This window comes from Sorangium sp. So ce1014 (assembly GCF_051521505.1).
Taxonomy (GTDB): Bacteria; Myxococcota_A; Polyangia; order Polyangiales; family Polyangiaceae; genus Sorangium.
In genome coordinates this window covers 11,033,621-11,047,661 of the sequence record NZ_CP150356.1, presented here as the reverse complement: position 1 = coordinate 11,047,661, position 14,041 = coordinate 11,033,621, and the positions used below count along the sequence as shown (strand labels likewise).

12 protein-coding genes are annotated in these 14,041 nt (G+C 71.6%); 7 read left to right on the top strand and 5 right to left on the bottom strand.

Annotation, left to right across the window (positions count from 1 at the left end; genetic code table 11):
- Positions 1 to 24: 24 nt before the first annotated feature.
- The gene (locus WME75_RS41990) at positions 25 to 246 is read right to left on the bottom strand and encodes a hypothetical protein (protein WP_437482911.1); all 222 of its coding nucleotides are present in this window, start codon (positions 244 to 246) and stop codon (positions 25 to 27) included.
- A 156-nt stretch (positions 247 to 402) separates the two neighbouring features.
- Here WME75_RS41990 and WME75_RS41985 point away from each other — a divergent pair, with 156 nt between their 5' ends.
- The 4 genes from WME75_RS41985 to ggt all read left to right on the top strand — a co-directional run bounded on the left by WME75_RS41985 (position 403) and on the right by ggt (position 5,743).
- The gene (locus tag WME75_RS41985; protein ID WP_437482908.1) at positions 403 to 1,500 is read left to right on the top strand and encodes a hypothetical protein; all 1,098 of its coding nucleotides are present in this window, start codon (positions 403 to 405) and stop codon (positions 1,498 to 1,500) included.
- Between the two features lie 88 nt (positions 1,501 to 1,588).
- Positions 1,589 to 2,629: a WD40/YVTN/BNR-like repeat-containing protein gene (locus WME75_RS41980; protein WP_437482907.1), complete on the top strand. Its 1,041-nt coding sequence runs from the start codon at positions 1,589 to 1,591 to the stop codon at positions 2,627 to 2,629.
- Between the two features lie 271 nt (positions 2,630 to 2,900).
- Positions 2,901 to 3,659, top strand: a complete 759-nt coding sequence (locus WME75_RS41975; protein ID WP_437482904.1) for a hypothetical protein — start codon at positions 2,901 to 2,903, stop codon at positions 3,657 to 3,659.
- A gap of 191 nt (positions 3,660 to 3,850) precedes the next feature.
- A complete protein-coding gene (gene ggt, locus WME75_RS41970) occupies positions 3,851 to 5,743 on the top strand; it encodes a gamma-glutamyltransferase (RefSeq protein WP_437482902.1) in 1,893 nt (630 codons plus the stop codon).
- Between the two features lie 55 nt (positions 5,744 to 5,798).
- Here ggt and WME75_RS41965 read toward each other — a convergent pair whose 3' ends face one another.
- Positions 5,799 to 6,524, bottom strand: coding sequence for a universal stress protein (locus WME75_RS41965; RefSeq protein ID WP_437482899.1), 726 nt, complete (start codon positions 6,522 to 6,524; stop codon positions 5,799 to 5,801).
- A 125-nt stretch (positions 6,525 to 6,649) separates the two neighbouring features.
- On the opposite strand from WME75_RS41965, the gene purB reads away from it, so the two are divergent.
- Together purB and WME75_RS41955 are read left to right on the top strand one after the other, a co-directional pair.
- On the top strand, positions 6,650 to 7,948 hold the full coding sequence (gene purB, locus WME75_RS41960) for an adenylosuccinate lyase (RefSeq protein ID WP_437482897.1): 1,299 nt from the start codon (positions 6,650 to 6,652) through the stop codon (positions 7,946 to 7,948).
- 48 nt (positions 7,949 to 7,996) lie between these two features.
- Positions 7,997 to 9,775: a DUF885 domain-containing protein gene (locus WME75_RS41955; RefSeq protein ID WP_437482894.1), complete on the top strand. Its 1,779-nt coding sequence runs from the start codon at positions 7,997 to 7,999 to the stop codon at positions 9,773 to 9,775.
- A gap of 38 nt (positions 9,776 to 9,813) precedes the next feature.
- Here the strand turns inward: WME75_RS41955 and WME75_RS41950 are convergent, their stop codons facing one another.
- The 3 genes from WME75_RS41950 to WME75_RS41940 form a co-directional block, all read right to left on the bottom strand.
- Positions 9,814 to 11,394 carry a lactate racemase domain-containing protein gene (locus WME75_RS41950; RefSeq protein WP_437482891.1) on the bottom strand — a complete coding sequence of 527 codons (1,581 nt, stop codon included), beginning with the start codon at positions 11,392 to 11,394 and terminating at the stop codon, positions 9,814 to 9,816.
- A gap of 76 nt (positions 11,395 to 11,470) precedes the next feature.
- A complete protein-coding gene (locus WME75_RS41945; RefSeq protein ID WP_437482888.1) occupies positions 11,471 to 12,133 on the bottom strand; it encodes an HAD family hydrolase in 663 nt (220 codons plus the stop codon).
- Between the two features lie 73 nt (positions 12,134 to 12,206).
- Complete coding sequence (locus tag WME75_RS41940; RefSeq protein WP_437482885.1) at positions 12,207 to 12,974, bottom strand: phosphoadenosine phosphosulfate reductase family protein; 768 nt, start codon at positions 12,972 to 12,974, stop codon at positions 12,207 to 12,209.
- 79 nt (positions 12,975 to 13,053) lie between these two features.
- Between WME75_RS41940 and WME75_RS41935 the strand changes: the two genes are divergently transcribed.
- Entirely contained in the window at positions 13,054 to 14,040 is a 987-nt protein-coding gene (locus tag WME75_RS41935; RefSeq protein WP_437482883.1) for an ArsA family ATPase, read from the top strand.
- Position 14,041: the final 1 nt, after the last annotated feature.

Below are 14,041 nucleotides of genomic sequence, written 5' to 3'. Positions count from 1 at the left end.
GCCGCTCCGCGGCAGGCGCGCAAGTTAATTGATGGAGGTCGTGCCGAAACGGGGGTCGTCGTCAAGCCGCTCGGCCGCCGTCTTGACCCCGGAGGCGACGCCGCGGAACGCGTCAGCCGGCATGCGAAACGTCACGCCGGGGCCGAGGAGTGTCACGTGGACGGTACCGCACCCGCACCGGGTGACGCGCGTCGCCTCATTCGAGGCAAGCTCCGTGTGTGGACCGCATTTCTTGGGCGCCGCCATGGTTGAACCTCTCCCACATCCTAGCAGCTTCTACCCCTGTTCGGCCACAGCGGCCCGCCCCCCGACGGATCCATGCTGGCCTCGTGACACCAGGGTCCTGAAATTGCCCAACGGTGTATATCTCCATCATTGCTGCTCCATTGCCTGGAGGGACTCATGGTTGCTCGACCGCTGACGCTTGGTCTGCTTGTGCTGGGTGCTGTCGCTTGCATTGACGACCGCCCGAGCCCCGTCCCGGGGCCGGCGGTGGACGAATCGCTGCTCGATCCGCCTCCGGTGGGCGAGGGCTTCCAGATGCAGACGGAGGACATCGAGGTGCCGCCGGGGGTCGAGCAGCAGGACTGCTATTTCTTCAAGGTCCGCGACCTCGCCGCGTCGAACGGGCTGGACCCGGACGCGCCCGTGAACCTCCACCGGGTGCAGATCGCGCAGCGCGACGGCTCGCACCACATGAACATCTTCCGCGTGCGGACCATCAAGGGGCTGGGGCCGGAAGGGGGGCTCCTTCAGAAGAACCAGGACGGCGTGGGGGAGTGCTTCAAGAGCCCCAACTGGGCCGACTGGCCGCTCCTCGCGAACTCGCAGCAGAACGGGCAGCTCGACTGGGAGTTCCCCGAGGGCGTCGCGAACGTCCTCGGGCCCGACGAGTGGCTCATGCTGCAAACGCACTACGTGAACGCGACGTCGCAGAAGACCCCCCAGGCCGTCGGCCGCGTCCGGGTGAACTTCTGGGCGCTGCCCACGGAGCAGGTGACGGCCGAGATGGGCACCGTCTTCGCGACAAAGCAGTCCATCCGTGTCTGCCAGTCGAACCCGCGGCCCACGTTCGAGGGCTCGTGCCAGATCAACAGCCCCTCTCCCGTGAAGATCATCGGCGCCAACGGCCATTTCCACAGCCGGGGCACGCGGTTCGACATGTACACGTGGGACGGCACATCCATCGGCACGCCGCCGGCCTCCGATCTCTTCTACACCTCGAGCTCGTGGGACGACCCGCCGATGCTCACCTCGCCGGAGCTCGACCTGGAGCTCCCGAAGGGCGGCGGCGTCTGGTACGGCTGCACCTACGAGTGGCAGCCGCCGGACCCCGCCGTGGGGTGCAGCGGCCTCGACGAGTACGACGTGACAAAGAACGAGACCTCCGAAGAGCAGCTCGATTGCTGCTACACATTCGGCCCGATCGTCGAGAAGAACGAGCACTGCAACATCTTCGTCTACTACTATCCGAAGCAGGACGACGTGGTCTGCAACTGAGCTCCCGGACAGGCGCGCGCGCGGCGCGCGCACCGACAGGATCGCTCGAGCTCGCTCTAGCCTGGTCTTCAACCCAATGCGCACCTGCTTGCATCCCGTTGCCGCGATGGCGCTCGGGGCGGCCGCCCTCGCCGGCTGCCCCGACAATCCTGTGACGCCGCCGCCGGATGACGGACCGCCGGCGTGGCGCGTGCTGCTCGACGAGGGCGACCTCGATCGGGCGGTCCTGTCGATCTGGGGGACGGCGCCGGACGACGTGTTCGCCGTGGGGGGGCCGCTCGGCAACACGGGGCTCGCGTCGCTCGCGCTGCATTACGATGGGTCGACGTGGCGTGAGCTCCCGGCGGGCGGAGAGGAGACCTTCTGGTGGGTGGCCGGCTCCGGTCCGAAGGACGTCTGGATGGTCGGCGAGCTCGGCCGCGCCGTGCGCTGGGACGGCGAGGCCTTCACCAAGCACCACACCGGCACAGACGCTACGCTGTGGGGCGTAATTGCGTTCGCTCCCGACGATGCCTGGGCCGTGGGCGGCACGCCCGGCAGCGGAGCGGAGGGGGAGAAGGATATTGTCCTTCACTGGGACGGCAGCGCATGGTCGAGAGAGCCGCTGCCCGAGGAGCCCGGCCGCGCGCTCTACAAGGTCTGGGGCACGTCGTCCGACGACCTCTATGCCGTCGGCGAGTTCGGCGTGATCTGGCATCGCGCGGGCACGACCTGGCAATTGCAGTCCGATCCGCCGATCGCGCAGGGCACCTTGTTCACGGCCGCCGGCTGCAGCCGTGACGAGGTGTACGCCGTCGGCGGGAGAGACGTGCTCCGCTCGGACGGCGAGGCGTGGCGCCGGCTCGAGATAGAGCTCACCAACGACGTGAACGGCGTCGCCTGCGGCCGCCCGGGCGAGGTGGCGATCGTCGGGTACGGAGGCCTCAAGCAGCGCCTCGTCGGCGGGGCCTGGATCGACGAGTTCACCGAAGAGCCGTATGCCGACCTCCACGCCGTCTGGGCCGACGGGAACGGGGCCTTCTGGGCGGTCGGCGGGGACTTCCTCAGCCGGCCGACGCCGGGCAGGGCCCGCAAGGGCGTGGTGGCGCGCCACGGAACCGGGCAGATCGCCGACACTGTGAGCCGATGATCACCAGACCGCATGTCCTCTCACCAGCCCTGACATGCGCGCAGTATGGCATGTCGCCTCAGCGCGCCGTGAACTCGGCGACACGCCACGGCGGGGCGAGCACGACCGTAGAGACTTTTTTCGTGGGAAATGCTTCAAGGGGTGGTGCTGGTCGTCCGATTGCAATACCCGCGGAGACCACACGCGGATCCCGCGCTCCCAACCCAGGAGAATTGACATGCGACGGACTATTGCTCAGCTTGTTGTAAGCGTATTTACTTTTGCTGTTCCCGTGCTCGTTGCTTCCACCGCATCAGCCCAGCCCAACCCCTGTGGAAACCTCCAGGCCGCGGCGGCCGGACAGTGCGAGATCCGCACCTCCGGCGGCTGCCAAGGGTACTGCGAGCCGGTCCAGTTCACGGCGGAGTGCTCGGGGAAGTGCAATGCCACCGCGCAGGGCTCGTGCACGGGCAGCTGCCAGGCGGACTGCGAGGGGGAGTGCAACGTCGACCCGGGGAGCCTCGACTGCGAGGGGAGCTGCACGGCGAGCTGCAAGGCGAACTGCAGCGCCAATTGCTCGGCGAGCGCCGATGGATCAGGGGCGCAGGCGGATTGCGAGTCGTCGTGCAAAGCGAGCTGCGACGGCGAGTGCAACGTCAGCTGCGAGGGGACCCCGCCGAGCGCGTCGTGCGACGCGAAGTGCGAGGCGAGCTGCGAGGGGGAGTGCAACGTCGAGGCGAACATCGACTGCAACGTCGACTGCACGACCGAGCTCAAGGGCGGGTGCGAAGTGCAATGCTCCACGCCGGACGGCGCGCTGTTCTGCAACGGGCAGTACGTCGATGTCGCCGGGAGCGTGGAGGAGTGCAAGAACTGGCTGCTGACGCAGGGGGTCGACGTGGAGTTCCACGCCGAGGCCGAGGCCGAGGCCAGCGTCTCCTGCGCCGCCGCGCCGGGGTCGTCCTCGTCCGCGCCGTTCGCGGGCACCGGGCTCGCGGCGCTCGTCGCGGGCGTGGGCGTGGCCGCCGCGCGCCGCCGCAAGCGGTCCTGAGCGAGGTCCGGCGCACCTGACGGCGCAGGCGAGGCCGTGGAGGCGCCTCCAGACGGAGGCTCCTCCACGGCCTGTCGCGCGCGCCGCGGGGGAGCGCACCCTCGCATCGTGCATCCATCCTCCAGGCCAGGGCGCCCCGCGCGGCCGGGCCTGGGTTTCTCCGGCACCGTAGTAGATTCGCGCCCACCTTGATGACCCTGCATCGTCGCTCGAGGCCGCGCTGGGTGCTCGCCCTCGCGCTGCTCGCCGGCTGCGAGGCCCGCACGCCGCCCGCCCCGCCCGCGGCGGCGCCCGCGACCTCCGCCGCGCCGGCCCACGCCAGCGCCGCCGCGGCGCCGAAGGCCGCGAGCGCCCCGGCGCCGCCGGCGGATGCCGTCGCGGATCCGGCGCCGCTGCCCCCGGATCCGCCGATCGCGCTCGCCTCGGGCGGCGCGCGGGCGGTGCGCGGCGACGCCGGGCTCGTGACCTCGGTCGAGGAGCACGCGACGCGCGCCGGCGCGGACGTGCTGCGGCGCGGGGGCAACGCGATCGACGCGGCGGTCGCCGTCGCGTTCGCGCTGGCGGTGACCCACCCGAGCGCGGGCAACATCGGCGGCGGCGGCTTCATGATGGTCCGCCTCGCGAGCGGCGAGACGCAGGCGATCGACTTCCGCGAGGCCGCGCCCGCGTCGGTGACCACCGCGTCGAACATGGCCATGGTGCGCGACGGCGCGTACGGCTACGCGTCGGCCGGCGTCCCGGGCTCGGTCGCCGGCCTCGCCCTGGCGCACGAGCGGTTCGGCACCCGGCCGCTCGCCGAGCTGCTGGCCCCCGCGATCTCCCTGGCGCGCAAGGGGCACCGCCTCGGCGCGCGGCAGGCGCTGACGCTGCGCTGGTCATGGCCCCGGCTGAAGACCGACCGGGCCGCGAGCGCCATCTGGGGGCGGGGCAAGGCGCCGCTCGCCCAGGGCGAGCTGGTGCGCCAGCTCGATCTCGCCCGCACCCTGGAGACGCTCGCCACCGAGGGCCCGCGCGCGTTCTACGAGGGCGCGATCGCCCGGAAGATCGCCGCCGCCATGCGCGAGCGCGGCGGCCACATCAGCGAGGGCGACCTGCGCGCCTACCAGGCGAAGTGGCGCGCGCCGCTCCGGTTCTCGTACCGCGGCTTCACCGTCGACACGATGCCGCCCCCGTCGATGGGCGGCGTCGCGCTCGCCGAGATCATGCTCACGCTGGAGAGGCTGAAGGCCCACGAGGCCCCCGCAGACTCGGGGCTGTCGCTGCACCTGTTCGTCGAGGCAGCGAAGCGAGCGTACGCCGACCGGCGAAAGGTGAGCGCCGACCCGGATTTCGTCCCGCCCGAGACGGCGCAGCTGCTCGCGAGGCTCCTCGACGGGAGCGCCCTCATGCGCCGCACGCCGCCCATCGACCCGGAGCGCGCCACGCCGGCGGGCGAGATCGCGAGCGCGGCGGGCGCGCTCGCGCCGGAGTCCCCGCAGACGACGCACTTCTCGGTGATCGACGGGCAGGGCAACGCGGTCTCGTGCACGACCACGCAGTCGGCGAGCTTCGGCGCGAAGATCGTGATCCCCGGGACGGGCATCCTGCTCGGCAACGCGATGGGCGCGTTCTCGGAGACAGGCATCAACGCGGTCGCGCCGGGCAAGCGCATGGCGAGCTCGATGACGCCCACGCTCGTGAGCCGGGACGACAGGGTAGCGCTCCTCCTCGGCTCGCCCGGCGGCGATACGATCCCGAACACCGTGGCTCAGGTGCTCCGCAACCTGGTCGACCACGGGATGACCATCGACGAGGCGGTCCGCCGCGCGCGCATCCACCACCAGTGGCTGCCGGACCGGGTGCGCGTCGAGCGGCTGACGCCGCCGCCGCGCGCCGCCCTCGACGACCTCGCGCGGCGGGGGCACGCGGTCGTGCTGGACCCGATGCCGATCGGCGACGCGAACAACATCCTCGTCGACGCCGCCGGCGTGGCGTGGGGGTACGCCGACACGCGCGAAGGGGGCGCGACCGAGGGGGTCGGCGCGCCCGACAAGCTCGGGCCGGCGGCGCAGGCCGGCGCGCCGCCGGCGTCCGGCGCGCGGTAGGTCGCGGGCGGGCGGCGGCATCGAGCGCGCGGCCGGCGTCCAGCGCGCGGCGGCGTCAGCGCAGCCTCGGGTCGTACTCGGCCGCGTCGGCGTCGTCGTCCTCCTTGGGGCGCACGACGACGACCGGGCACGGCGCGTGTCGCACGATCCGATCGGCGGTCGAGCCGCCGAACAGCCGCTGGAGCGGCGACTGCGGGTGCGTGGCCACGACGATGAGATCGGCGCTGAGCTCCCGGGCGAGCGAGACGATGGCCCGGTCGGGGCGGCCCGTGCGGAAGTGCATCGCCATGAGCCGGGCCTGGCCGTCCGCGAAGCGGTGCTGGAGCACCCGGAGCGAGGGCGGCGACGACGCGCCCGGCACCGTCACGTCGCGCACCGCGGGGGCGACCTGCCGCGGGCCGACGACCACGGCGTGGATCTCGGTCTCGCCCCGGAGCGCCGCCAGCTCGAAGGCGAAGCGCCACGCCCGCCCGCCCGGCTCCGACAGGTCCATCGCGACCACCACGATGTACGGCTTCACGTGGCGAGCGGCGCGCGCGCTCGCGCGGGCCGGCTCGCTCGCGGGGGCGGCGGCCTCGCCGGCGCGTCCCGCCGGCTCGCCCCGGGCCGGCTCGCCCCGGCCAGACCCGCCCGGGGGGCTCGCGGGCGCCTTGACGGCTCCGGTCGGCTCGCTCGCCCCCGCGGGCAGCGTCTCCGGCGCGGTGTCGCTCTCCTGGGGCGGCGGACAGGCGACCGACCTGCCCAGGTGGGCGTGCGCGGGCGCCGGTGCTTCGGTCGGCATCGCGCGCAAACGTTTGCAACGCGCCGCGCGACCGCAAGCGTCGTGCGGCCCGTTGCGACAGCGAGCGCGTGCCCCGGACCACTCCATCCTTGACGCACCCTCCAGACCTTCGCAGCGTCCCGCCCATGATCCCCCGCTACACCCCGTCCGAATTCGAAGATCTCTGGTCGCCCGCCACCCGATTCTCGACCTGGCTCGAGGTGGAGCTCGCCGCCTGCGAGGCGATGGAGGCCGAAGGGCTCGTGCCCGCTGGCATCGCGAAAGGGATCCGGGCGAAGCAGCTCTCGCTCGATCCGGAGCGGATCGAGTCGATCGAGCGCACGGTCAAGCACGACGTCATCGCCTTCCTGACGCACGTCGAGGAGCTGGCGGGCGAGGGAGCGCGGTGGCTGCACCGGGGGATGACCTCGAGCGACGTGCTCGACACGAGCCTCGCGATCCTGCTCGTCCGCGCGGCGGACCTGCTCTCGGCCCGGCTCGACAAGCTCTGCGACGCGCTCGCGCGGCGCGCCGACGAGCACCGGCGCACCCCGATGATCGGCCGGAGCCACGGCATCGCGGCCGAGCCGGTCACGTTCGGCCTGGCGCTCGCGGGCCACCTCGCCGAGATGAAGCGCGGCAGGGCGCGCCTGCTCGCCGCGCGCCAGGCGATCGCGGTCGGGAAGATCGCCGGCGCCGTCGGGACGTACGCGCACCTGTCGCCGCGCATCGAGGAGCGCGCGCTCGCCGCCCTGGGCCTGCGCCCCGAGACGGTCTCGACGCAGATCGTCGCGCGCGACCGCCACGCCGAGTTCTTCGCCGCGCTCTCGCTCATCGCGGCGGGCATCGAGCGGCTCGCGACCAACGTGCGGCACTGGCAGCGCACCGAGGTCCGCGAGGCGGAGGAGCGCTTCTCGGTGGGCCAGAAGGGATCGAGCGCGATGCCCCACAAGCGCAACCCCATCCTCAGCGAGAACCTGTGCGGCCTCGCGCGCATCGTGCGCGCGGCCGTGATCCCCGCGCTCGAGAACGTGTCGCTGTGGCACGAGCGCGACATCTCGCACTCGTCGGTCGAGCGGATGATCGCGCCCGACGCGACCTCGACGCTCGGGTTCATGCTCGACCGCGCCGCGGGGCTCGTCGACGGGCTGGTCGTCTATCCCGAGAAGATGCGCGAGAACCTCGACCGCACGGGCGAGCTCTTCTTCAGCGAGGCGGTGCTGCTGTCGCTCGTCCAGAAGGGCAGGCCGCGGCAGGCGGCCTACGAGCTCGTGCAGCGCTGCGCGATGCGCGCCATCGCGGGCGAGGGCCGCTTCCGCGACAACCTCGCCGCCGACGCCGACGTCGCCGCGCTGCTCACCCCGGACGAAATCGCGCGCTGCTTCGACCTCGACCACGCGCTCTCGCACGTGGACGCGATCATCGATCGAGCGCTCCGCGACTAGCCTGCGCCGTTGACCTGCACAGGCCGGTTTGACAGGCTCCGGCCCGCCATGGCCGCACCTGCCTCCACGCCCGTCCGCCGCCCGCGTCGCCTCGCGGCGCTCGCCGCGCTGCTCGCGCCGCTCGCCGCCTGCAGCGGGGGCGCCTCGGCGCCGCCTCCCTCCACGGGCACGAGCCCGCCCGCCGCGGCGCCCGCGGAGCCCGCGCGGCCGCTGGAGGCGCCGCGGGAGCCGTTCGCGGCGCTGCGCGACCGGATCCTGCGCGAGTGGGTGACGGACGAGCCGGCGTTCGCGCGCTCGCGCGGGCTGCACGACCAGGACGGCAAGGTCGGCGACTACTCCGCCGCGGCGATCGAGCGGAGGCTCACGCGCCTCTCGCGCGATCGCGCGGCCCTCGCCGCGATCGACGCCGCGGCGCTCTCGCCCGACGAGGCGCTCGACCGCGCGCTCGTCCTCCAGCAGATCGACCTCAAGCTCTTCCACGGAAGGGACCTCGAGGACTGGCGCCGGCAGCCGCAGTTCTACGGCGAGCTGTTCGGCGTGAACCACTACCTCGATCGCGCGTATGCGCCGCTGCCCGAGCGCGCGAGGCGCCTCCTCGAGCACGAGAAGGCGGCGCTGGCCCAGGTGCCGCGCATCCTCGAGAACCTCGCGAGCCCGCTGCCGAAGCCGGTGGTCGAGGTCGCCGTGAAGATCTTCCGCGGCTACGCCGAGTACCTGCGCGGCGACGTCGTGAAGCTGCTCAAGGGCGCGGGCGACGCCGCGTTCCAGGCCGACTTCGAGGAGACGAACGCGGCGCTCGCCGGCGCGGCGGAGGGGCTGGCCGAGCACCTGGCCAGGGTCGAGCTGCCGAAGGGCGACGCGAGCCACGTGCTCGGGGAGGCGCGGTACAGGAAGCTCCTTCTCGCGCAGGAGGGGCTCTCGATCCCGCTCGCCGAGCTCAAGAAGATGGGCGAGGAGGACCTCGCGGCGAACAAGGCGGCCTACCAGGAGCTCGCCCGGAAGGTGAAGGCCACCCGGCCCAAGGCGGAGCTGCTCCTCGCCGAGGCGACGCGGGTGATGGAGGCGTCGCGCAGGTTCGTCGTCGACCGGGGGCTCGTGAGCCTCCCGTCCGACGAGCGGGCGCTCGTGAAGGAGACGCCGCCGTACATGCGCTGGAACTCCGCGTTCCTCGACGCGCCGGGGCCGTTCGAGCGGAAGGGGCTCGAGGCGTTCTACTACATCACGAAGCCCGACCCCTCCTGGCCCAGGAAGGAGCAGGAGGAGTACGTGATGTCGCGCGGGACGCTGGTCTCGACGACCGTGCACGAGGTCTACCCGGGGCACTTCGTCCAGGGCCTGTGGGAGCACCGCGCGCCGACCGAGGCGCAGAAGATGTTCGGGAGCTACTCGTTCGTCGAGGGCTGGGCCCACTACGCCGAGCAGATGATGATCGAGGAAGGGTTCGGCAAGGAGGACCCGCAGAGCCGGCTCGGTCAGCTCACGGACGCGCTGCTGCGCAACTGCCGGGTGGTCGCGTCGCTCGGCGTGCACGCCGAGGGCATGGGGCTCGACGAGGCCGAGCGCCGCTTCGTCGACGACTGCTTCCAGGATCGCGCGACGGCGCGGGAGCAGGCGGTGCGCGCGACGTTCGACCCCGGCTACTTCGCCTACACGCTCGGCAAGATCCAGATCCTGAAGCTCCGCGACGAGGCGAAGGTGGCCCTGGGCCCGGCGTTCTCGCTGCGCCGCTTCCACGACGCGCTCCTCGCGCACGGGTCGCCGCCCGTGCCGCTCCTCCGCGAGCGCGTGCTCGCCGAGCTCAGGGCGCCGGAAAAGAAGCAGCCTTGACGAAGGCCTGCGGGCCGCGCTCCCGGGCGGCGCGCCCGCTACGCGGTCATGTCGGCCATGAAGATCGGCGGGCTGTGGAGGGCCATGATCTCCGGCGTGGGCGGGGCCGACTGCTTCGCCATCCGGAGCGCCTCGTCCATCGTGCGCGCCGTCTCCCAGCCGAGCAGCTGCGGGATGTACTCGTTGTCGGCGCCGACCACGATCATCCGGCCGATGTGCTGCCGGCCCGCCTCGCCCCAGTACCACATGAAGAACGGGTGGGTCGGGTGGTACGCGTGCCCGAAGCGGTACATCTCGATGTACGCCGGGTTCTCCGAGAACTTCTTCTCGTACCGCTTGTGCAGCTCCATCGCGTCGCGCGTCTCCGGCAGGAGCCGGTGCACGAACTCGATGTACGGGGCGTGGTGCTCGTTGTCGAACAGGTCGGTGCAGGGGTGGAGGATGATCATCGTCCCCCCCTTCTTGAGCATCGGCGCGCCCCGGTAGAGGTTGAACATGTAGCCGTTCGCCATCACCTGCACGAGCAGCGGGTTCAGGAACGAGTTCACGTTGTACGGGCTGATGTACGGGATGCCCGTGATCAGGATGTCGGCCTGGCCCGTGACCGGGACGAGGTACTGGTCGAAGCTGCGCTTCAGCGTGTGCTCGTGGACAGCCTCGGTCTCGCCGGCGAACACCCCGGTCACGCCGTACGGCGAGGGGACGCGCTGGAAGATCGCCTGGCGCGCGGGCTGCGGCACCTTCGACAGCGTGAAGCGGAGGGCGCGCAGCGCGCTCTTCTCGCCCGCGCTCAGATCGTCCTCGTTCCGGGCGAGGAACTCGAGCGGGCGATCGAACATGCGGTTGTTGATCGTCGTCTCGATCGTGAAGACGTTGAGCTTCTTGTTGGCCAGCCGGCCCATGCGCTCGACGCTCGTGTGCAGCGCGGAGCTCTTCGGGTCCATGTACGAGTAGCAGTCGCGCATCACCCGCGGGTTGTGGTGCGCGCGCAGGCTCCTGTACCCGCACAGGCCGACCGAGACCGACTTGTGCCCGCCGTCCATCGGCACGAGGTTCAGGTTCACGTAGATCACGAGATCGCTGTCGACCGCGCGCTTGTTGAGCTCGACCTCCTCGCCCACGTCGGTCGTGCCGATGTGCTTCATGTTGGCGAGGTTCTCGGCGTCGTGGTTGTAGAGCTTCTTCGGCCAGTAGGCGTTGAAGATCCTGTCGCCGACGATGTGGCGGACCTCCCAGTCCTTCATGCGCCGATGGACGCTCGTGGCGATGATGATCTCCACGTCGTCGACGCCGTAGTCCGAGAGCAGGTCGAGCACGATGGTGAGCACCCGCTCGCGGATGTCAGGCCGCTTCATCGGGGGCAGCGGCAGCGAGATGTCGTCCACCGCGATCGTGACCTTCATCCCCGGGCGGAGCTTCGCGTAGAGCGGCTCCGAGTTGTACGGGTGGTTGATCGCGTAGCGGATCGCGGCGTCGACGTCCTTCAGCGGCTCGAGGGGCGGCTTCGCGTAGAGCACCCGGGTGCCGGTGGGCAGGTCGACCTCGACCAGCTGGTCGCCTGAGAAGAGCACCCGGGGGGCGCTGCGGCTGTCTAGCGTGACGACGCAAGGATGGCTCATGGGGCTTTCAGAGCAGGGGGTGCGACCGTGTTGGGCTGTGGCGTGGCTCCCCGCCGCCGTCCGGCAGGGGCCGGGGTCATGCGGCGAGGTGGAGGATCGGCCAGTGGTAGGCCTGCGCGAGCAGCTTGAGCTTGCGGTCCGGGTTCACCGCCGCCGGGTAGCCGACGACCGAGAGCATCGGGACGTCCGAGTAGCTGTCCGAGTAGGCGAAGCACTCGTCGAGGTCGTGCCCGCGCGCGTGCGCGTGCTCGCGGATGAGGCGCGCCTTCTCGGGCCCGGCCACCACGGGGCGCAGGAGCTTGCCCGTCGCGAACCCGTCCTTCACCTCGAGGCGGTTCGCGATGATGCCGGTCGCGCCGAGGTGCTCGGCGAGCCGCTGCATCAGGAAATCCAGCGCGCCGGAGATCAGGACGACCTCGTGCCCCTTGTCGAGGCTGCACTTCACGAGGTCCCGCGCCTTGCCGTAGATGGCTGGCTTGAGCACCTTCGCGAACGCCTCCTCGGCGAGCGCGACGAGGCGATCCTCGGAGACGCCGTCGAACGAGCTGAAGAGCAGCTCGTTGAAGAGGCGCCGATCCTGGAGCTCCGCCATCGCCATCCAGGGCGCCTTCACCAGAGCGCGGCCGAGCTTCGCAAGGCTGTGCATCGGCGTCGGCTGGTTCAGCATGTAGAACACCGTCGGGTGCACGAGGTTGGTCGTGACCAGGGTGCCGTCTACGTCGAAGTAGCTCGCCGGCATGCAGGGCAAATCTCCCTGCATCCCGTTTGAGTCAAGATCGAGCTGCCGCGAACCGGCGTTCGCAGGCAGATCGTCACGCCGCGAAGAGGCGCTCGTACCGGTCGTCGAGCTCGATGCCGCCGTCGGTCTCGCCCCGGTCGACCGGGTTGATCCCGCAGTATTCGACGCTCGCCAGGTGGCGCCAGCGCCCGGCGCGCTCGGGCTCGTCGGGCAGCACGGGCGTCGTGCACGGGAAGCAGCCGATGGTGCGGAAACCCATGGCGTGCAGCGGGTTCTCGATCGCGTCCGGGTGCGCGGCGAAGTGCGCGTCGAGCGCCTCGCCGCTCAGCGAGGCGAACGGGTGGACGCGGAGCACGTTGTTCGCCGGGTCGAGCCCGAACGGCGCGACCTTGGCGCGGGCGCCGCCCTCGCCCCGCCGGAGCGCCGCGACGAGCGCGTCGTAGCGGCCGCGGAGGGCGCTCAGCGGGGCCGACTTGCGGAGGTCGCAGCACCGCTCCTGGCCCTCCTTCGAGAGGTAGAGCAGCCCCTCCTCGCGCGTCTGCTGCGCGAAGGTGCGCTCGGGCGAGAGCGTCACGACGCGCAGGTGCGGGTGGGTCCGCGCGAGCTCGTCGCGGGTGGCGAGCGTCTCGGCGTGGAGCACGCCGGTGTCGACGAAGATCACGTCGAAGGGGAGCCCGGCCCGGTCGGCCATGTGGCACAGCGCGGTCCCGGCCCGCTGCATGCTGCTCATGATGGCCGCGCGGGGGCCGAAGGACTCGCGGACGAAGCGGAGGAGCTCGACGGGCGACGCGCCCTGGAAGCGTCGGTTCAGCGGTTCGAGGTGTCGCTCGGTGATGCGCATGGGCGATGGATAGCAGAGCCCGTTTCCTTGATCCGGGTTGCCTTCGCCTGAGCTTGCGCCTAACTCCGCTGACGCGGAAATGACCAGCGCCCATCTAGCCTTGCAAGCGGGCGGGCTCGGCCAGGATCTGCCGGAGCTCGAGCGCCGGCGCTTCCTGTTCGTGACCGGCAAGGGAGGCGTCGGGAAGACGACGATCTCCGGCGCCCTCGCCCTCGCCTTCGCCGCCCGTGGCAAGCGCGTCCTCGTCGCGATGTGCAACACGAAGGAGCGGCTCTCGGCCATCCTCGGCACGAGGCCGATCGGCCAGGAGGTCACCCACGTGGCCGAGCGCGTGTGGGCGGTGAACATCTCGCCGGACAAGGCGCTGCGCGAGTACGGCGAGATGGTCCTCAAGGTGCGGGCCGCGGCCGATCTCGTGTTCGACAACAAGTACACGCGCACCTTCTTCCGCGCGGTGCCCGGGCTGTTCGAGTGGGCGATGCTCGGCAAGGCCTGGTTCCACACGACCGAGCTGCTCCCGGACGGCTCTCCCCGCTTCGATGTGGTCCTGCTCGACGCGCCCGCGACCGGGCACGGCATGGACATGCTGCGCGTGCCCAAGGTGATCCTCGACGTGGCGCCGCCGGGCATCCTGCGCCGGGACGCCGAGGCGGCGTGGGCGATGTTCAGGGATCCCGCGCGGAGCGGGGTCGTCGTCGTGACGCTCCCGGAGGAGATGCCGGCCACCGAGACCGTCGAGCTCGTGGCGGAGATCCGGGGCGAGCTCGGCCTGCCGGTCCACCGGCTGATCATCAACGGCGTGCTGCCGCCGCTGTTCTCGCCCGAGGAGCGGCGGGCGCTGCTCGTCGATCCGGGGCGGCTCGACATCGCGGCGCCGACGCGCGCGGCGCACACCGCCGAGAGCGCCATCGTGGCCGGCGCGCGCCGGGCGATGCGCGAGTCGGTGCAGCACGAGAGCCTGGGCCGCCTGCGCCGTGAGCTCGATCTGCCGACCGTGATCCTGCCGTTCCTCTTCGACGAGGCCTCGACGGTCGCCGGCACCCGCAGGCTGGCCGCGCGGCTCTGAG